17 protein-coding genes are annotated in these 19,597 nt (G+C 59.8%); 6 read left to right on the forward strand and 11 right to left on the reverse strand.

Features of this window, described 5'->3' with window-relative positions; genetic code table 11:
• Positions 1-50: 50 nt before the first annotated feature.
• The 3 genes from NQ491_RS06445 to NQ491_RS06455 are packed head-to-tail and all read right to left on the reverse strand — an operon-like array spanning position 51 to position 3,275.
• Complete coding sequence (locus NQ491_RS06445) at positions 51-1,046, reverse strand: tetratricopeptide repeat protein (RefSeq protein ID WP_019246096.1); 996 nt, start codon at positions 1,044-1,046, stop codon at positions 51-53.
• Positions 1,028-2,323: an ABC transporter permease gene (locus tag NQ491_RS06450; protein ID WP_019246097.1), complete on the reverse strand. Its 1,296-nt coding sequence runs from the start codon at positions 2,321-2,323 to the stop codon at positions 1,028-1,030. The genes NQ491_RS06445 and NQ491_RS06450 overlap by 19 nt, the downstream gene beginning before the upstream one ends.
• A gap of 28 nt (positions 2,324-2,351) precedes the next feature.
• Positions 2,352-3,275: an ABC transporter ATP-binding protein gene (locus NQ491_RS06455; protein ID WP_019246098.1), complete on the reverse strand. Its 924-nt coding sequence runs from the start codon at positions 3,273-3,275 to the stop codon at positions 2,352-2,354.
• Between the two features lie 162 nt (positions 3,276-3,437).
• On the opposite strand from NQ491_RS06455, the gene NQ491_RS06460 reads away from it, so the two are divergent.
• Genes NQ491_RS06460 through NQ491_RS06480 form a run of 5 tightly spaced genes read left to right on the forward strand, consistent with a single transcriptional unit; the run spans position 3,438 to position 8,767 of the window.
• Positions 3,438-4,406 carry a type I phosphomannose isomerase catalytic subunit gene (locus tag NQ491_RS06460; RefSeq protein WP_019246099.1) on the forward strand — a complete coding sequence of 323 codons (969 nt, stop codon included), beginning with the start codon at positions 3,438-3,440 and terminating at the stop codon, positions 4,404-4,406.
• 19 nt (positions 4,407-4,425) lie between these two features.
• Complete coding sequence (locus NQ491_RS06465) at positions 4,426-4,866, forward strand: deoxycytidylate deaminase (RefSeq protein ID WP_019246100.1); 441 nt, start codon at positions 4,426-4,428, stop codon at positions 4,864-4,866.
• A 34-nt stretch (positions 4,867-4,900) separates the two neighbouring features.
• A complete protein-coding gene (locus NQ491_RS06470; RefSeq protein ID WP_019246101.1) occupies positions 4,901-5,965 on the forward strand; it encodes a DUF4435 domain-containing protein in 1,065 nt (354 codons plus the stop codon).
• Complete coding sequence (gene epsC / locus NQ491_RS06475) at positions 5,962-6,771, forward strand: serine O-acetyltransferase EpsC (protein ID WP_019246102.1); 810 nt, start codon at positions 5,962-5,964, stop codon at positions 6,769-6,771. Before NQ491_RS06470 ends, epsC begins: the two co-directional genes overlap by 4 nt.
• A 7-nt stretch (positions 6,772-6,778) precedes the next feature.
• A complete protein-coding gene (locus tag NQ491_RS06480) occupies positions 6,779-8,767 on the forward strand; it encodes an LTA synthase family protein (RefSeq protein WP_019246103.1) in 1,989 nt (662 codons plus the stop codon).
• Positions 8,768-9,053: 286 nt separating this feature from the next.
• Here NQ491_RS06480 and NQ491_RS06485 read toward each other — a convergent pair whose 3' ends face one another.
• On the reverse strand, positions 9,054-10,508 hold the full coding sequence (locus NQ491_RS06485; RefSeq protein WP_019246104.1) for an aminoacyl-histidine dipeptidase: 1,455 nt from the start codon (positions 10,506-10,508) through the stop codon (positions 9,054-9,056).
• Between the two features lie 70 nt (positions 10,509-10,578).
• On the opposite strand from NQ491_RS06485, the gene ispF reads away from it, so the two are divergent.
• Positions 10,579-11,067 (forward strand): 2-C-methyl-D-erythritol 2,4-cyclodiphosphate synthase, encoded by a 489-nt coding sequence (gene ispF, locus NQ491_RS06490; protein WP_019246105.1) that lies wholly within the window; start codon positions 10,579-10,581, stop codon positions 11,065-11,067.
• Positions 11,068-11,589: 522 nt separating this feature from the next.
• Here the strand turns inward: ispF and NQ491_RS06495 are convergent.
• The 7 genes from NQ491_RS06495 to NQ491_RS06525 all read right to left on the reverse strand — a co-directional run bounded on the left by NQ491_RS06495 (position 11,590) and on the right by NQ491_RS06525 (position 19,594).
• Entirely contained in the window at positions 11,590-12,093 is a 504-nt protein-coding gene (locus NQ491_RS06495) for a hypothetical protein (protein WP_019246106.1), read from the reverse strand.
• A 26-nt stretch (positions 12,094-12,119) separates the two neighbouring features.
• On the reverse strand, positions 12,120-14,423 hold the full coding sequence (gene topA / locus NQ491_RS06500; RefSeq protein ID WP_019246107.1) for a type I DNA topoisomerase: 2,304 nt from the start codon (positions 14,421-14,423) through the stop codon (positions 12,120-12,122).
• Positions 14,424-14,572: 149 nt separating this feature from the next.
• Positions 14,573-15,955, reverse strand: a complete 1,383-nt coding sequence (locus NQ491_RS06505; protein ID WP_081587418.1) for a DUF4270 family protein — start codon at positions 15,953-15,955, stop codon at positions 14,573-14,575.
• Complete coding sequence (locus tag NQ491_RS06510) at positions 15,948-16,766, reverse strand: glycogen/starch synthase (protein WP_026089681.1); 819 nt, start codon at positions 16,764-16,766, stop codon at positions 15,948-15,950. The genes NQ491_RS06505 and NQ491_RS06510 overlap by 8 nt, the downstream gene beginning before the upstream one ends.
• 94 nt (positions 16,767-16,860) lie before the next feature.
• Positions 16,861-17,910, reverse strand: a complete 1,050-nt coding sequence (queA, locus tag NQ491_RS06515; RefSeq protein ID WP_019246110.1) for a tRNA preQ1(34) S-adenosylmethionine ribosyltransferase-isomerase QueA — start codon at positions 17,908-17,910, stop codon at positions 16,861-16,863.
• Between the two features lie 136 nt (positions 17,911-18,046).
• The gene (truB, locus tag NQ491_RS06520) at positions 18,047-18,787 is read right to left on the reverse strand and encodes a tRNA pseudouridine(55) synthase TruB (protein ID WP_187119345.1); all 741 of its coding nucleotides are present in this window, start codon (positions 18,785-18,787) and stop codon (positions 18,047-18,049) included.
• Between the two features lie 9 nt (positions 18,788-18,796).
• Positions 18,797-19,594 (reverse strand): undecaprenyl-diphosphate phosphatase, encoded by a 798-nt coding sequence (locus NQ491_RS06525; protein ID WP_019246112.1) that lies wholly within the window; start codon positions 19,592-19,594, stop codon positions 18,797-18,799.
• Positions 19,595-19,597: the final 3 nt, after the last annotated feature.

Here is a 19,597-nt window from a genome sequence, read left to right on the forward strand (position 1 = left end):
ATTCCGCGCAAAACCGCCCGCGCAGCGACCGTATCCGTATCCGCGAAATATCACTCTTTCTCCTCCAACTCGCGGAGCCGCCGCAAAGCGTAATCCCGGTCGGAACCTTCCGCGCAGTCCGCCATTCTGCGATAATAAGTCGCCGCGGCCGGACGGTCTCCCTGCCGAACGTGCAACTCGGCCAGATTGGCCAGTATCGTCATATCGCGCGGAGCCAGCCGCTCGGCCCGCATCAACAGAGGCTTCGCCTCGTCGTAACGGCCGCGGACGATCCGCACGATAGCCGCATTATCCAGACTCTCCACATGATCGGGATAGATTCCCAGCACGGTCGAAGCGATCCGATCCATGCCGTCGAGCCCCTCGTCGGTCCCCAGCTCATAAAGGCGATTCACATAGTCCTGAACGGCCGACAGCATGAACTCCCGACCGTCCTCCAGCGGGCGGTCATCGCTCCAAAGCCAGCGGCACGCGTTATCGGCCGACGCTGCGACCGCATCGACGATCGCATCGACGTAGCGGCCGTAGTCTCCGATCTCGCCCAGTGCATGGATTTTGCCGAAACGCATGTCGAGACGCAAAGGGTACGCTTCGATTCCTCGATCGATATACGCTATTCCCCGCCGGACGAGCGCCGTATCATAACGCACCGCCTCGGACAGAGAAAGTTCCCGGCAGGAGCCGGCCGGATCGACCGTTTCAAGAGTCGGCCCGTTCCCGGGACCATCCCCCAACACGATCAGACTCTGCCGGGCCATGCGGAAACAATAGTTCAGCCCGGCGACAAAAAACTCCGCCGGACGCTCGGCAGACGCCTCCCATTGCCGCAACACTCGCCGAGCGGCAGCCGTATCGCCCTTGGAAAAACAGTCTGAGAAACGCTCGTCGAACGACTGAGCCGTCAAAGCCGGAACGGCAGACAGGATGAAGTTCAACAGACAGGCCAACCGGCGAACGACCGTCCGGCAGACACGGTCCTTTTTTCCCGGCGTCGGATGCCCCTCGGGACCGGGCCAGCGGAATGCGGCTACTTGTATCTCATCCATTTGTAAAGCTCCTTGAAACCCGGTTTCTTGCCGTACATGAATATGCCCACCCGGTAAATCTTGCCGGCCGTCCACACCATCGCGACGAAACTCGCATAGAGCAATCCGACCGAAAGGACGATCTGCCAGAGAGGCACCCCGTAGGGCATGCGCGCCATCATGATGATCGGCGAGGTCAGCGGGATGATGCTGCACCAGACGGCCAGCGAGCTGTTGGGCTCGCGCATGACGTTCATCATCACGATCAGCGCGAATATCATCGGAATGGTCACGGGCAATTGCAGTTGCTGGGTGTCCTGTACGTTGTCGACCGCGCTGCCGATCGCCGCGAACATCGCCGCATAGAGCAGATAACCGCCGACGAAATAGACGAGGAAACCGCCGAACATCCGGGCAAGAAACCCGAAGTCGGTCACTCCCCTGAGCGCCGACAGCGTATCGGCATCCATTCCCGAGGGCATCTGTCCGGCCAGCGCGGCACTTTGGGCCAGCGCGTCGCCGGCCAGCACCTGCACGGCGGCAGTCCCGAGCACCAGCACGACCGCCACCCAGATCAGAAACTGCACGACCGCCACCGAAGCGATGCCCAGAATCTTGCCGAGCATCAGCTCGAAAGGCTTGACCGACGACACGATGATCTCGAGCACCTTGGAGCTTTTCTCCTCCACCACGCCCTGCATGACCATCGCCCCGTACATGAACACGAACATGTAGATCAGAAAGCCGAACACATAGGCCGACACCATCGACAACACGCTCGAGCTGGCCCGGTCCCCTCCCGCCTCGTCGATCCGGAAGGCTTGCAGCGTCACGTCCGTCTTGACGCTCTGCATGATCTGCGGCAGATCGTCGATAGCGTAAGCCTTCAGCTTTTCCGCTTCCAGAATCTGCCCGATCCGCTCGGCGATCGCGCCCTCCAGATCGAGCGTCGAAGCCTCGTGCGTATACAGGCGGACATCCGAGGGATCGGCCAGCACGTCGGGTCCTATCACCAGATAGCCGTAAAACTCGTCCTTATCTTCCCTCAGCCGTTCCTCGCTCCGATCGGCCGGTACGAAAACCGTCTCCCGGTCGCCCTGCAGCTTGTCGCCGACGATTCCGCTGCGATCCACGACGGCGATCCGCTTCACCTGATCGCTGCGAAGCTGCATGACGAGCGCCGGAGCGACCATCAGCCCGACCAGCAGCAGAGGCGTGAGAATCGTCGTCAGAATGAAGCTTTTTTTGCGCACGCGCTGATTGAACTCGCGGCTCACGATCAGTCCTATCTTGCTCATAAGGTCAACTCTTTTCGTTACGTCCGCGTTACAGCTCGCCGCCGACGGCACGGATAAAAATATCGTTCATACTCGGAATGATCTCCTCGAAACCGCGAATCTCGACCCGCTCGTTGAGCAGCGAGAGCGCGCTACGGACCGAATCGGCCGAAGGCAACCGGAGCCGCATCGTCAGCAACCGGCCCTCCGGTCTCGGCTCCGCCACGACACGGGCCACCCGCTCCAGCGCCTGCAGATCGAGCGCCGAGAGGTCGCCCGCGAAGTCGATGCGGAAAACGTTGCCGCCGTGCCGGCGCCGCACTTCGTCGACCGGACCGCTCAGAACGTTCCGCGAGCGGTCGATCAGCGTGATATGGTCGCATATCTCCTCGACCGACGACATGTTGTGGGTCGAGAAAACGATCGTCGCGCCCGCATCGCGCAGCGCGAGTATCTCGTTCTTGAGCAGATTGGCATTGACCGGATCGAAACCGCTGAACGGCTCGTCGAAAATCAGCAATTCGGGCTCGTGCAGCACCGTGACGATGAACTGTACCTTCTGGGCCATCCCCTTGCTCAGTTCCTCGACCTTCTTGTCCCACCAGCCGGCAATGCCGAACTTCTCGAACCACCGCTTCAGCCGGAGCGTGGCCTCGCGCTTGGAAAGCCCCTTGAGCTGGGCGAAATAGAGCGCCTGCTCGCCGACCTTCATCTTCTTGTACAACCCCCGTTCCTCGGGCAGATAGCCGATGCGGCGGACGTCCTCCGGCGCGAGACAGCGGCCGCCGAGCAGAACGCGGCCTTCGTCCGGAGCCGTGATGCGGTTGATGATACGGATCAGCGTCGTCTTGCCGGCGCCGTTGGGACCGAGCAAGCCGTAAACGGCCCCCCGGGGAATCGCGAGCGACACGTCGTGCAGCGCGGTATGCGTCGCATACCGCTTCGTCACGTGCTCGACACATAGTAAATCCATGCGCTATTATTTATCGTCCACTGCGGACAAAGGTATGCAAATCTCGCCATAAATGCTTAGATTTGTATTTATTTTTAAACCCGCTCCGCACCGCTCGCACCGGGGTCCGTCCGCCGGTTCCGCACCGAGAACCGGCGGACGACGGGGCAAATCCCGAATAAGATGCTTTATCCGCTGAAATTCAAACCGATTCTCAAGGAAAAGATATGGGGAGGCCGCCGGCTCGGCGAGAAGCTGGGCAAAAGGCTTCCCGCAGGACGCGCCGTCGGCGAAAGCTGGGAGCTCTCCGGCCTCGACGGCAACCGGTCGGTCGTCCGCAACGGTCCGCTGAAGGGCAACGATCTGGAGGAACTGATCGAGGTCTACATGGGCGAGCTGGTCGGCGACCGCGTATACGAACGTTTCGGCCTTCAGTTTCCGTTGCTCATCAAGTACCTCGACGTACAGCAGCCCCTGTCGGTCCAAGTGCATCCGAACGACGATCTGGCCGCCGAGCGGCACGGCTCCTACGGCAAAACCGAAATGTGGTACGTGGTCGACTGCGGCCCCGACGCCGCGCTCCGCGTCGGATTCGACGGGCCCGTCACCCGGGAACAGTACGCCGAACACGTCGAGCGGGGCACGCTTCCCGAACTTCTGGCAAAAGCCCGCGTACATCCGGGGGATACGTTCTTCGTCCCGGCCGGCACGGTCCACACGATCGAAGGCAGCGTGCTGATCGCCGAAATTCAGCAGGCCTCCGACATCACCTATCGGATATACGACTGGGACCGGGTCGGGCCGGACGGGCGAAAGCGGGAACTGCAGACCGATCTGGCCGCCAACGCGATCGACTTCGCTTCCGGGACGTCGTTCGATGTCACGGCCGCGCCGGAGCGAAACCGGTTCGTCACGCTGAAAAAATGCCCTTATTTCACAACGAACCTGCTGCTGCTCGACGGACGGATCGAGCGCAACCACGTCGGGCGCGACTCGTTCGCCGTTTACATGATGCTCGACGGGCGGATGACCCTCTCGTGGGACAAGGGGACCGAAACGGTCGACCGGGGCGAAACCGTACTGCTACCCGCCTGCATCGAGGAGATCGGGCTGGAAGGCCGGGGAAAGCTGCTCGAAATCTACATAGACTGACTCTATCGACGCCAAACGTATGGGATACCAAGAAGAAAAACAGCGGCAACTGGATATCCGCTACCTGAAGATGGCGACCGTCTGGGCCGAGAACTCGTATTGCGTGCGACGGCAGGTCGGCGCGCTGATCGTCAAGAACAAGATGATTATCTCCGACGGCTACAACGGCACGCCGTCGGGCTTCGAGAACGTCTGCGAGGACGAAGCCGGCCGCACCAAGCCCTACGTGCTGCACGCCGAGGCCAACGCGATCACGAAAGTCGCCAAGTCGAGCAACAGCAGCGAGGGAGCGACGCTCTACGTCACCTCATCGCCCTGCATCGAGTGCGCGAAACTGATCATTCAGAGCGGCATCCGCCGCGTCGTGTTCTGCGACGACTATCACAGCAGCGACGGCATCGAGCTGCTGCGCCGCGTCGGCATCGAGGTGGAGAAAGTAACCCTTCCCCCGGCCCGCTGACCTGCCCGGGCGAAAAAGACCGAACCGAAAAACCATGAGCAAGCGCAAGAAAAACCGGTACGCGATCCAGCCGGCGGAATCGTCGCCGAAATCCCTGCCGATGCCCTCGCGGTATTCGACAGGAGAGTACCGACTCGTGCAAGTATTCGTAGAAGGCTACGACGACGTGGCGTTCTGGCGCGGCATTTTCGACGACTACGAGACCGAGTGGCTGAAATTCGAGATCAGCGTTCCGCCGAGGCAAGACCTGGCCAAGGGCAAGAAAGTGCTGTTAGGCATGATCGGCGAGTGCTGCGACGACCGCATTCTTTGCGTGGACAGCGACTTCGACTACCTGTTCGAGGACTTCAACGAGCAGTCGCGCCAAGTCAACCGGACGCCTTACCTGTTCCACACCTATGCCTATGCGACGGAAAACTATCTCTGCTGGCCCGCTTCGCTGCACAAGGTCTGCGTCAAGGCGACCAAGAACGATACGATGATCTTCGATTTCGAGCGCTTCATGGGTCGCTACTCCCGAGCGATCTATCCGCTGTTCCTGTGGTATGCCTACTCCGCCCGCCGCAAAAGCGAGAAAGCGTTCACGCTGGTCGATTTCCGCAGCAGCGTCCGGCTCAACTACCTCGACATCCGCGAAGACGGGCAGCAGACTCTCGAATGGCTCGAGCGGCAGGTCTCCAAGCGCGTCCGGATGCTCGAGACGCACAACCCGCAATGGGCCGCCGAGGTGGAAGCGTTCGGACAGCACATCCGCAACCGAGGAGTCGAGCCGAACAACGTGCATCTGTTCATGCAAGGGCACACGCTGATGGATAATGTCGTACTGATCCTGCTGCACACCGTCTGCGACAAGCTCCGCGACATGAACATCGACCGCATTGCAGCCGGAACGAAACAGGGCATCTCGCTGAAAAACGAACTGAGCAACTACAACAACTCGCTGCGCAACGTGCGCGAAGTGCTGCTCGACAACGAACAGTACAAAGACTGTTTCCTGTACCGGAAACTCCGGCAGGATATCGAACGGTACGTCAGCAAGCTGACGCAGGGAAGCCGCAGGCGATATCCCGACTTTTCCCGAAACACGCAAACGCCATGACCGACACGATCAAGAATTTCCCGAACCGCCTGCACCGAATGACGCAGGTATTTTACCGCGAAGTGCCTTCGCAGGTCGCCGCGCGCCGATTCGTCGACTCGCTCGCGAACCTGCTTTTCCCGGTCCGCGACCGGCGGGGCATGTCGCTCAAGGAGATGGACCTGCGCTGGGAGAACCTGCAGCAGGATTTCCTGCATATCATCACGCCGCTCTGCTCCGGCATGGACTGCTGCTGCGAACGGCTGACGGCCCGGTTCTTCGCCGAGATTCCGCTGATCTACGCGGGGCTGATGAAAGACGCGAACCTTTACAAGAGCTGCGACCCGGCCGCCTATTGCACCGAGGAAGTGATCCTGTGCTATCCGGGCTTCTACGCCGTTATGATATACCGGCTCTCGCACGTGATGCACCGGCTGAACATTCCGGTGCTGCCGCGCGTCGTATCGGAATACGCCCACAGCCAGACCGGCATCGACATTCACCCGGGCGCCACGATCGGTCCGCGATTCTACATCGACCACGGAACGGGCATCGTCATCGGCGAGACGACCGTCATCGGCCGGAACGTGAAGCTTTATCAGGGCGTCACGCTCGGCGCGCGGTTCGTCGAGAAGGAACTCACGGGCGTCAAGCGGCATCCGACCATCGAGGACAACGTCATCATTTACGCCGGCAGCACGATTCTCGGCGGAGACACGGTCGTCGGCCACGACACGGTGATCGGCGGAAACGTCTGGCTGACCGAATCGGTACCGCCCCATTCGACCGTCTACCACAAGCCCGAAATCATCATCAAAGGAAAGTGACCCGCCCATGAACCGAATTCGCGAAACGCGCCCGGCCCCGCGATACGGCCTGCTGTGGGCTTTCGTCCGGCGCATGCTGCTGCTCTATGCGGCATGGGCCGTGTGCCGCGTGATTTTCTATCTGATGAACGCCTCCATAATCGGACCGGTCGGCCTGAACGAGCTGCCGCACCTGCTGTGGGGAAGCCTCGCGTTCGACACCGCGTCGATCCTGTACGTCAACGCGCCGTTCATCCTGCTGTCGCTGCTGCCGTTCCGATTCCGCGAACGGAAGGGCTACCAGCGCATGCTGCTGTGGCTCTACTCGACGGTCAACGGTATCGCGCTTGCGATCAACCTCTCGGACGGCATCTATTTCCACTATGCCCGAAAGCGTTTCACCGCCGACGAGCTGTCGTACCTGGGCAACAACGACAACACGGGCACGGTCGTGCTGAAAGCCATGGCCGAGAACTGGTACGTCGTGCTGCTGGCCACCGCGCTGATCTTCGGTCTGGTCCGGTGCTACCGGCGGATTCGCTTCGCTCCGGCGCGACGGGAAGGCAGGCGGTATTTTCTGGTCAATCTGGGCGTACTGGCCGCCGGAGTCGCGCTGACGCTCGGAGGCATCCGGGGCGGATTCAGCCGCCAGACCCGCCCGATCACGCTGAGCAACGCGACGCTCTACACCTCGTCGGACCGCAAGGCGAACCTGATTCTGAGCAACCCGTTCTGCCTGCTGCGCACGCTCGGAAACCGCTCGCTGAGCTATACCCGTTTCTTCGATTCCGAAACGCTCGACTCGCTCTACTCTCCCTATCACGATCCGAAGCCCGATACGACCGCGCTCGGGCCGCGCAACATCGTGATTTTCGTGCTCGAGAGCTTCAGCAGCGAGCATTCGGCCCTGCTGAATCCGGATCTCTATCCCGACGGACGGGGCTTCACGCCTTTCCTCGACTCGCTGATGCGCGAAGGGTACTGTTTTCCGAACGCTTTCGCGAACGGGCACAAGTCGATCGAGGCGCTGCCTTCGGTTCTGTCGTCCATCCCTTCCTACCGCACGCCGTTCGTACTGATGCCACAGGCGCTGGCCGAAACCAAAGCGCTGCCCGCCTTGCTCGCCGACGAGGGATACTCGACCTCGTTCTTCAACGGATCGGGCCGGGGATCGATGGGATTCGGAGCCTATGCCACGCTGGCGGGCGTCCAACGCTATTACAGCAGGGAAGACTACGAAAAGGTTTGCGGCACGGGCGATTTCGACGGATACTGGGGCATCTGGGACGAACCGTTTCTACAATATATGAGCCGTACGCTGTCCGAAACGCCCGAACCTTTCTTCGCGTCGGCCTTCACGCTCACTTCGCACCACCCGTTCGTCGTGCCCGAGCGTTACGCCGACACTCTGCCGAAAGGAAAAACGAAAGTGCATCAGGGCGTCGCCTATACCGACATGGCGCTGAAGAAATTTATGGAAACGTCGTCGAAGAAGCCTTGGTTCCGCCGCACGATTTTCGTCTTCGTAGCCGATCACGTCTCGTCCGAGACGTTCGCTCCGAAAACGCTGACCCCTACGGGGAATACCCGGATCGTCTGCCTGATCTACACGCCCGACGGATCGGTGCGCGGCCGTCACGAGGGCGTGGTACAGCAGATCGATCTGATGCCGACGCTGCTCGGCCTGCTCGGCTACGACAAGCCCTACTTCGCGTTCGGACGGGACGTGTTGCACGAAACCGGACGGATGGCCATGGCGACCAACTCGGCGGGGGATATCTATCAGGGAATCACCGATTCGCTCGTGCTGTTCTTCGACGGGGAGCGCACGACCTCGGCTTATCTGCGCAACGACACGCTGCAGCGGCAAGACGTTTCCGACCGCCGCACGCCGCTGCTCGAAGAGGCCGAGCGACAGCTCAAAGCGCGCCTGCAACAGTATTACGAACACGTCGAGCGCCGGGACTATCTGGCCCCCGAGCAGAAAACTCCCCCGACCGGCCGCGCCGAGCGGTAGCGCCGGAGCGCTCCCGGACCCACAAGATCGTTCGCGCGACATCGGCTGCCCGCCGATTTTTACTCGTCGACCGCCTCGGATGCTTTTCGCGGAAACAGGCAACGCCCCGGGAAAGAAACCGCTATTCCGTAACATTCTGTGCAGGAGGGCAAAAGCCGAGACAAAATAGGGGACAGGAGGTACGCGCCTTATCGGAAAACGGACGGACCGCTTCCATAAGGCCGATCCTCGTCAAAAAGCCGCAGCCCGTCTTCCGACGGGCTGCGGCTTATACGGATCATTCCGACTACTCCAGCATCTTCAGCGTCTCGGTCAGCAGCTTCCAGAACTTATCGACCGAAGCGATCTCCAGACGCTCGTCGGGCGAGTGAACGCCGCGAAGCGTCGGACCGAACGATACCATTTCGAGCCAAGGGTATTTCCTCAGGAAAAGCCCGCACTCGAGCCCGGCATGGATCGACCGCACGAGCGGCTTGTTGCCGAACAGCTTCTCATAGGCCTCGATCGTCACCGCAAGCAAATGCGACTCGGGGTCGGGCGCCCAGCCCGGATAACCGTCCGAATGCGTCACGTCTCCGCCTCCGAGCAGCAGGACCGACTCGACCGACGCGGCCGCTGCGTCGCGCGCGCTTTCGATCGACGAGCGCTGCGAGGTCGTTATCTCGATCAGACGGTCGCCGACGAACTTGACCGACGCCAGATTGGTCGAGGTCTCGACCATGCCCGGCATCGTCGGGCTCATCGCCAGTACCCCGTTCGGCAGCCCGCACAGGGCATACAGCAAATACCGCTGGGCATCGGCATCGATCACCGTATCGGGCTCCGGCATCTCGGACAGCGTGATTTCCATCGACTTCTCGACCGGAGCGAACTCCTGTCCGACGCCTCGGACGTATTCCTCGAAAAGCTCCCGAAGGCGCTTGGCGTCGCGCGACGGTACGCCGAATACGGCGAAAGCCTCGCGGGGAATCGCGTTGCGGAGATTTCCGCCGTCGAGGTATACCAGCCTCATTTCCGTCTGCCGCGCCGCCAGCCACAGGAAACGGGCGAGCAGTTTGTTCGAGTTGGCCCGTCCCTTGTCGATGTCGTCGCCCGAGTGACCGCCCAAAAGGCCGCCGATGTCGATGCGGAAAAAATCGTAGTTCTTCGGCGCCTCCTCCTGACGATAGCGCATCGTCGCTACCGTGTCGATTCCTCCGGCGCAGCCGATGAAAAGCTGGCCCTCGTCCTCCGAGTCGAGATTGATCAGATATTTCCCGCTCAGCATGCCCTCGCCAAGGCCGAAAGCGCCGGTCAGACCGGTCTCCTCGTCGACGGTGAAAAGACACTCGACCGGACCGTGTGCCAGATCGTCGGCATCCAGCACGGCCAGCTCGGCCGCCATGCCGATTCCGCAGTCGGCACCCAGCGTCGTACCCTCGGCACGCACCCAACCGTCTTCGACGCGGGTCCGTATCGGGTCCGTATCGAAATGGAAATTCACGTCGCCCCTCTTCTCGCAAACCATATCCACATGGCTCTGCAGAACGACCACAGGGCGGTTTTCCATACCCGGCGACGCTCCCTTGCGGATCACGACGTTCCCCGTCGAATCCTTGCGGTACTCCAGCGAGCGGCTTTTGGCAAAATCGATCAGATAGGCCACGATCTTCTCCTCTTTTTTCGACGGACGGGGAATCCGCGTAATCTCGTCGAAGAAGCGCCACACGGCCTCAGGCTTCAGATTGACTATATCCGACATAGGCTTTTCATTTGGTTTTTACGTGTAAATATAGCGATAAATTCGTTACTTTGTCAACAAACTCCATGCTATGAACGACTTCAGAATCGGGCACGGCTACGATGTGCACGCGCTCGCCGACGGCCTCCCCCTCCGACTGGGAGGCGTCCTGATCGAACATCCGCGCGGCTGCGTCGCGCATTCCGACGGCGACGCGCTGATCCACGCGCTGTGCGACGCGCTGCTCGGAGCGGCGGCCATGGGCGACATCGGGCTTCATTTTCCGGACACTTCCGAACGGTTCAAGGGTATCGACAGCCGGATCCTGCTGCGGCATACCGTCGAAATGCTCCGCGACAAAGGCTACCGCATAGGCAACGTCGATTGCACGCTTTGCCTGCAACGCCCGAAGATAAAGCCTTATATCGCCGCCATGCGAGAAACGCTGGCCGAGACGATGGGAATCGATCCTGAGCGTGTTTCGGTCAAGGCCACGACGACCGAACGGCTCGGATTCGTCGGCCGGGAAGAGGGAGTCGAGGCTCATGCCGTCGCGCTGGTTTACAGGGAAACCCCATAGCAAAGACCCTGCCCGGCAGACAAAGTTCCCCCCGGAAACGGAGTTCGGCACACGGTCGCCGACTGGAACAACGGAACGCTTCCGCGTCCTCGCAGACCGGTCCTCCGGATCGGAAACAGTCTGTATCCGCATTTCCGGCCCCGCACCGCTTCCGGTCTCCGAAACGGGAGAATCCGCAGATCGCGACAGCAAGCCGTCCGCGAGCGGCGCTGCCTGCCGCATATCCTGCGTCTCTGACCGGGAGACGGAACGGAAACTCCGGGTTCAGCGCGGAAGCCGACTCGCTCCCGTCCCGACAAAGAGAAAGAGCGTACCCGATTAGCCCGATACGGCAACCCGGCACCGGATGGAATCGTCTCTCCCGGTTTCCGAAAACGGAATCCGCTTGCCGGACTGCATCGGAAAACCAGCGGAAGAGAAACGAAAGTCCGATGGCAGATAAAAGAGATGCGGGAAGCCCTGCCTCCCGCATCTCTTTCATACGTCCTTCGGCCGAGCGCATACCGGCGACGGCCGCGATCCTTACCGGCCGACAGCCATCTTGATAATCGCGGCGACCGGAATCACCACGACAGCCAGCGCCAGCGCATACAACGTATAGATATCCATGACCGGCAGACCGAAAGCCGAAGCGATCCGGTTGTAGCTCGCATAAGCGTACAATACGACGACCAGTAGTTTCAGCACCCGAAGCATGCGGGTCGCCGTCGTATACAGTCTCTGCCGGTTGTCGTCCGTGACCGGTCTCGGATAGGGAAGCCGATGCGGAATACTCGTCAGCCACGTCAGCAGCAGATAGCTCAGCAGCGCGACGGCAGGCAAGACCCACAATCCGGCACGCAGCGAGGCCATGCTTCCGCCGCCGCGAAATTCGAAGAACTCGGGCGGCATTTCCGGCAGCGCGAACGTTCCCCACGCGGTAAACGAAAAATCGGCAAGCAGCACCAGCAACGCCGCGCCCTCCAGAATCCATCCCACCGCGCCGGGACGAACGACCGGCCTGTTTTCGGCTTTCCTTTCTTTCATCGGATGACTTCGATTCGTGTACAATTTTACTTCTTCTTGGACTTCGCCATGATCTCGCGGCACTGTTCGAGCGTCAGCTCCTCGGGCACATACCCTTTGGGAATGCGGTAGTTCTTCCCGTCGAAAGCGATATAGGGACCGTATCGGCCGTTCAGCACCGCCAGTCCCGGCTCCTCGGGGAAACTGCGGATCGGCACCTTGGCCTTGGCGTCTTTTTCCCTCTTCTGAGAGATCAGCTCCACGGCCCGGTCCAGCCCGACCGTATAGGGGTCGTCCGTCTTGGCCAGCGACACGAACTTGCCGTCATGACGGACATAGGGACCGAAACGACCGATCCCGATCACGACCTCCTTGCCCTCGAACTCTCCGACCGTGCGCGGCAGCGTAAACAGATCGAGCGCCTCCTCCAACGTGATGTTCGCGATCAGTTGTCCCTTCTTCAGACTGGCATAGCGGGGCTTTTCCCCGTCGTCTCCGCCGATCTGCGCCACCGGGCCGAAACGGCCGATTTTCACGTAAACCGGCTTTCCGCTCGCCGGATCGGTTCCGAGCAGATGGGCCTGACCGCTCCGCACGGGCTCCTGCTCCAACGCTCGGTCCACCGTCGTATGGAAGCGGCCGTAAAAAGCACGGATCATGTCCACCCAGCTTTTCTCGCCTTCGGCGATCTCGTCGAACTCCTTCTCGACGAGCGCCGTGAAATTATAGTCCATGATATCGCCGAACTGCGTGTCCAAATAGTCGGTCACGATCATTCCTATATCGGTGGGCGACAGCTTGTTCTTTTCCCGGCCGACGTTCTCGGAAAGCGTTTTGCGCGCGATGGAGCCCTTCTCCAGTCTCAGTTGCACGTACTCCCGCTTGACGCCCTCCCTGTTCTCCTTGACCACGTATCCCCGGGCGATGATCGTCGAAATCGTCGGGGCATAGGTCGACGGCCGGCCGATGCCGAGCTCCTCGAGCCTCTTGACGAGCGATGCCTCGCTGTAGCGGGGAGGACTCTGCGTGAAACGTTGCGAAGCCGTAATGCTCCGGGCCTGCGGTCTGTCGCCTTTCTTCAGAGGCGGCAACAGAGCCTCCTCGCCGTCGGCGGGTTCGTCTTCGGTCGATTCGGAATAGAGTCGCAGGAAACCGTCGAACAGGACCACCTCGCCGGTCGCGACGAATCGCTCCTCGGTTCCGTCGACCGCGATGTCGACTACGGTCCGCTCGGTTTGGGCCGAAGCCATCTGCGAGGCGATCGTCCGTTTCCAGATCAGGTCGTACAGCCGTTTCTCGGCCGGCGAACCTTCGATGCCGGTCCGGTCCATGTAGGCCGGACGGATCGCCTCGTGGGCCTCCTGAGCCCCTTTCGACTTGGTCTTATAGTTGCGCGCCTCGGAATACCGTTCCCCGAACAGTTGCACGATCTCGGCTTTCGCCGCGGCGATCGCCTGCGAAGAGAGGTTCACCGAATCGGTACGCATGTAGGTAATATATCCGGCTTCGTATAACCGCTGGGCGACCGACATCGTCTGACTCACCGACATACCCAGTTTGCGGCCCGCCTCCTGCTGCAACGTCGAAGTCGTGAAAGGTGCGGCAGGCGACTTTTTCGAGGGCTTGCGCTCGACCCCGAGCACGGTGAAAGTCGTCGCCTTGCATTTCTCGAGCAGATCGAGCGCCTGCTGCTCCGTATCGAGACGCCTGCTGAGCTCGGCCTTGAAAACGGCCTGTTTGCCGTCGGCGTCCGTGACGAAAAAGTCGGCCACGACCCGATAATAGGCCTTCGACTCGAAAGCCATGATCTCCCGCTCCCGCTCGACGATCAGCCGGACGGCCACGCTCTGCACGCGGCCGGCCGACAGCGACGGCTTGATCTTCTTCCACAGCACGGGCGACAGCTCGAAGCCGACCAGCCGGTCGAGAATACGGCGCGCCTGCTGGGCGTTGACCAGATTCAGGTCGATCCCGCGCGGATTTCCGATCGCATGCAGAATCGCGTTCTTCGTAATTTCGTGAAAAACGATCCGCTTCGTATTGTCGTCTTTGAGTCCGAGCACCTGATACAGGTGCCACGCGATGGCCTCCCCTTCGCGGTCTTCATCGGAAGCGAGCCAAACCGTCTTGGCCTCTTTCGCGAGCTTTTCGAGCTCGGCCACCGTCTTTTTCTTGTCGGCGGAAATTTCGTAATGAGGAGCGAAGTCGTTGGCGATATCGATGCCCAGTCCCTTTTTCGCCAAATCCCGGATATGACCGAAACTCGACTTGACGACATATCCCTTGCCCAAAAACTTTTCGATCGTCTTGGCCTTGGCGGGAGACTCTACGATCACCAGATTGTCTTGCATAACTCTATTTCTTTATTTCGTTCTCCGGCCGGCTTCGTTCCCGGCCGGCAGACCTTTCGCGCACCCGGACAGCCCTGCTGCGGAGGATTCTCCAAAAAACGAGAAAACCTAAAGTGTCCGCTTTAGGTTTCTGCGTATCGGCTACTCGGTCATTTGATCAACGTATAGGTGAGAATGACCCTCAACGGAGGATCGCTCACCCCGGTCTTGAGCACGACTTGCTTGAAATCGTACAGCTCGTCGTAGGCAGGCCCCAGCATCATCGTACGGGGAGCCTCGGAGGGCGAATTGACCAGTTTTTGCAGAAAACTGGATATATCCGTCGCATAGTTGCCGTGCGTACGGTTCAGATTGCCGCCGTATTGCAGGGTGATGCTGGCGGAACTTTCGTATACATAGTTATAATCGGGAATACCGGGGAAGGAAACGCTGTAGCCGGCATAGGACCCGAGTCTCTGCGGCGCCCGGTCGAAAATTCCGGCGGTCGGATCGTCGATCTCCCATACCAGATCGGCCCGGTTGATCACCATCGAGTTATAGGGTTCCTCCACCTTGGCCAACAGCTCGTCGACGAACCGGTCCGTGAAACGCACATAGGTCGAAACCCCGCCCAAGGACTGCACGTACCCTAATTGCGCGACCGGAGATCCGGACAGCGTATCGTTGATATGCTCCATCGAGGTCTCCGTATAGTCGTGCCGGATCGTGCTGACGCTGTTGTTGTTATATATCGTCGAACCGTTGGCGAACGAGTAATAGACGCTGACGGTATCCCGCCGGGTCGTCGCCGATTCGTCGATATAATTGTGGAGGTAAAGCATCATTTCCATCGACGAGTAGCCTATCCGGTAGACGCAAGCGTCTTCCGGAGAAGACGGATCGGGCACGAAACCGAATCCCTTGAACCTGTCGTAGAAAAGCGAGTCGGAAGTATAGGCCCCGCCGGTCGTGTCCATCAGCTTGCGGGCGAATTCCGCGACGGCCGGCCCCTCGAGCCTTACCCGGCGCTGGGAAGTCGGAACCCCGGTCAGTTCGAAATCGAACAGCGGCTGATCTCCGAGGACGGTCGACTGGTCGAAATTGGAATAATATACCGAATCGTCCAGATCGTTCACCAACTCGTATACGTTGAACTTCTGCGTCTTGGTCGTATCGCCCAGATAGGACGAATCGAGCGTGAACAGCAATACGAGCGAATCGAACACGGGCGCCGTGCCGAAAATATCCCCGTCGTCGTACGACGAGGAGTAGTAACTGAGCACGTATTGGCTCGACGCGGAAGCCGCGGTGCGTCCGAAAACAGGGTCTACGGCCGAGCCGAGATACATGTACGACAGTCTCTCGCTCGGAAACGAATCGGTCTTCGCCAGATAGGTATCGATACCGTATACCGTATCCACCTTTATTTTCATCTGCTGATCGTCGGGAATCAGGCTTTCCCCGAGCCGGTTATCCACTTCGGTACACGACGCGAGCGCCGACAGAAAGAGCAGCGCCGCCGCCCCGGCCCTAAGCCTACCTCGTCTATTCATTTGCGAGCACTTTGTTGTAGAATGCCTGATACTGGTCCAGATATTCCGGTGTTGACTTATCCTGATACTCCAGAAAGCGTTTCTTTTTCTCGACGAGCAAATCCCGGATCGCTTCGGGAGGCTCCGGAGTCTCGAAAATCACGCCATCGGTGTAGTTAATAACGAACTTCATCAGGTTTTCGTATGTGGGCTTGTCCAAATGGCTCAGATATTTCCTGCCGACGCCCTCCCCCTGAATCTTGCTTTTGAAACCCGGGTCCAGTTCCCCCTCGAACGCATCGTCGTAAACCGACAGTACGATCTTCGTGTGCTTGAAGACCGGATCGTCGGCAAACGCATTGCGCAGGTATACCGGAACGATGGCCGAGAACCAACCGTGGCAATGCACGATATCCGGGCTCCAGCGGAGCTTCTTGACCGTTTCGAGCACGCCCCGGGCAAAGAAGATCGCCCGCTCGTCGTTATCCGCAAAAAACGCTCCGTCTTCGTCCCGGATCATGGCCTTGCGGTGAAAATAGTCCTCGTTGTCGATGAAGTAAATCTGCACGCGGGCCGACGGAATCGACGCGACCTTGATAATCAGCTGATGATCGTTGTTGTCGATGATCAGATTCATTCCCGAGAGGCGGATCACCTCGTGCAGCTGGTTGCGGCGCTCGTTGATCAGCCCGTAACGGGGCATGAAGGTCCGAATCTCGTTTCCTCTTTCCTGCATCCCCTGAGAAAGCGCCCTGCACAATACGGACATATCGGATTCAGGAAGATAAGGCGTGATTTCCTGACAGACATAAAGAATTTTGCAGTGACTCATTTCCAAGGAATTTTACAGGATTAGGGGCTACGACCCGAAGACAAAGGTACTAATTTTTAGCCATTCGCGCAACCCGGCCTCCGATTGCGCCGTCTCAGAGAATCAGCATCGCGTCGCCGTAAGTGCCGAAACGGTACTTTTCCTTCTTGGCCACGTCGTAGGCGCTCATCAGCGCGTCGTAGCCGGCGAAGGCGGCCACCATCATCAGCTGGGTGGAGTACGGCAGATGGAAGTTGGTGATCATGCAGTTGGCCACGCTGAACTCGTAGGGAGAAAATATGAACTTGTTCGTCCACCCGTCGAAAGGCTTCAGCAATCCCTCGGTCGACACGGAACTCTCGACCGAGCGCATCACGGTCGTGCCGACGGCGCACACCTTGCCACCGGCCCTCTTGACCCGGTTCACGGCCTCGGCCGTCCGCTCGGGAATGACGACCTGCTCGGAATCCATCTTATGCTTGGTCAGGTCCTCGACGTCGACGGTCCTGAAATTACCCAATCCCACGTGCAGCGTCAGAAAGGCCATGTCGACGCCCTTGATCTCGAGCCTTTTCATCAGGTGCTTGCTGAAATGCAGTCCGGCCGTCGGCGCGGCGACGGCTCCCTCGTTCTTCGCGTAAATCGTCTGATAGCGCTCCTCGTCGATCGGTTCGACTTTCGGGCGTATCCACTTGGGCAGCGGCGTCTCGCCGAGTTTGTACAGCGCCGCCTTGAACTCGTCGTAATCGCCGTCGAACAGGAAACGAAGCGTCCGCCCGCGCGAGGTCGTGTTGTCGATCACCTCGGCCACCATCAGGTCGTCGTCGCCGAAATAGAGCTTGTTGCCGATACGTATCTTGCGCGCCGGATCGACCAGCACGTCCCACAGGCGCAGGTCGCGGTTCAGCTCGCGCAACAGGAAAATTTCGATCTCGGCTCCCGTCTTCTCCTTGTTGCCGTACAAGCGGGCCGGAAACACTTTCGTATCGTTGAATACCAACACGTCGCCCTGCCTGAAATAATCGATCATTTCCTTGAATACCTTATGCTCGATCTTGCCTGTGCGGCGGTTCAGCACCATCAGCCGCGACTCGTCGCGGCTTTCGGCCGGGTATTTCGCGAGCATATCGGGCGAAAAGCTGTAATTGTACTGGGATAGTTTCATGATCGGACGATCTTTAGTTCTTGATTCGGAATAAACACAGTAATATTTATACGCAAATCGAACCGTTTTGTTTCATTTTGCCGTCTTTTCCCTCCGTTTTTCGCACCGGAAGAGACGAAAAGCGAAGGACCGGGAGTCAACCGGCCGGTGCGTCATCGTTTCCGACGCCCGGGCGATTTCCGAGTATCCGCTCGATTTCCGCGAGCGAATAGGTGTCTTCCAGCGAGCAGGCCCCGCTCCGGGTCCGGCGCAGGGAGGTCAGATAGGCTCCGCTGCCGAGCCGCTCGCCCAAATCCCGCGCGATCGAGCGGATGTAGGTCCCCTTGCTGCACCGAATGCGAATCGCGAGCCGCGGCGGCTCGAACTCCTCGATCCGCATTTCATAGATACGGACCAGCGCGCGCCGCATCTGTACCTCGTCGCCGCGGCGGGCGTACTCATAGGCCCGCTTGCCGTCGATCATCTTGGCCGAATAGACGGGAGGCAGCTGCCACTGCTCGCCCTCCATGCCTCGCAGCGCCTCTTCGACGCTCTCGCGCGTGATATGTTCGAAAGGATAGGTCCGGTCGACCGGGTGCTCCCTATCGAAGCTCGGCGTCGTAGCTCCCAGTTCCAATCCGGCGAGATATTCCTTCTGCTCGGCTTGCAGCTCCTCGGCCCGTTTCGTCGCGCGGCCGATGCAAACGAGCAGCACGCCCGTAGCCAGAGGATCGAGCGTCCCTGCATGACCGATCTTGATCTTGCGGTGCCCCAGCCTGCGAAGCAGTACCTTGACCTTGCGCACCACGTCGGACGAAGTCCACCCGAGCGGCTTGTCGACAGGCAGCACGTAACCTTCCGCGAAAGGCAAATCCGTAGAAAGCGGTTGTCTCAAAATATCAGCGTTTTAAATCAGAGAATAGAGGATCGAGGCGATTCCCACCGCCAGACAGTACACGGCGAAATAGATCAATTTCCCGCGCTTGACCAGACCGATCATCCAGTTGCAGGCCAGAAAGCCCGAGACGAAAGCGGCGATGAATCCGCCCGTCAGCGCAGCCGCCGAGATACCGCTTTCGGCCGGAGCGAAACCGCCTTTCAGCGCATCGAGAAACGCCTCTCCCAAAATCGGGATCAGCACCATCAGAAACGAGAACTTGGCGACATCCTCCTTGCGGTCGCCCAGCAGCAGTCCGGTCGCTATCGTCGAGCCCGAGCGCGACAGTCCCGGCAGTACGGCGGCGAACGCCTGAGCGATGCCGATCACGAAAGCGTCCCGGAACGAAATATCGCTCCGGCGCCTCGGCCGGGCATAATAGGCGAACGTCAGCAATGCGGCGGTCAGAATCAGGGAGACTCCCACGACGAGCAGTCCCGACGCGAACAGCGCCTCGACCTGCTCCTTGAACAGCAGCCCTACTACGGCCACGGGAATCATCGACAGCAGAATCTTACCCACGTACACCGTCTCCGCATTCCGGCGGAACCGGAAAAAACCGACGATGAGCCGTCCCAGCTCCGCACGGAAAACGACAATCGTACTGCACACGGTCGCAGCATGCACCGCCACGGCGAACGTCAGATTCTCCTCGCCTTGCAGTCCGAACAGCGTATTGAAGATTTGCAGATGGCCCGAGCTGCTCACCGGGAGGAACTCGGTCAGGCCCTGCACGATTCCCAGAACGATCGCTTCCCAGAACTCCATCGC

This window comes from Alistipes ihumii AP11 (assembly GCF_025144665.1).
GTDB lineage: Bacteria > Bacteroidota > Bacteroidia > Bacteroidales > Rikenellaceae > Alistipes_A > Alistipes_A ihumii.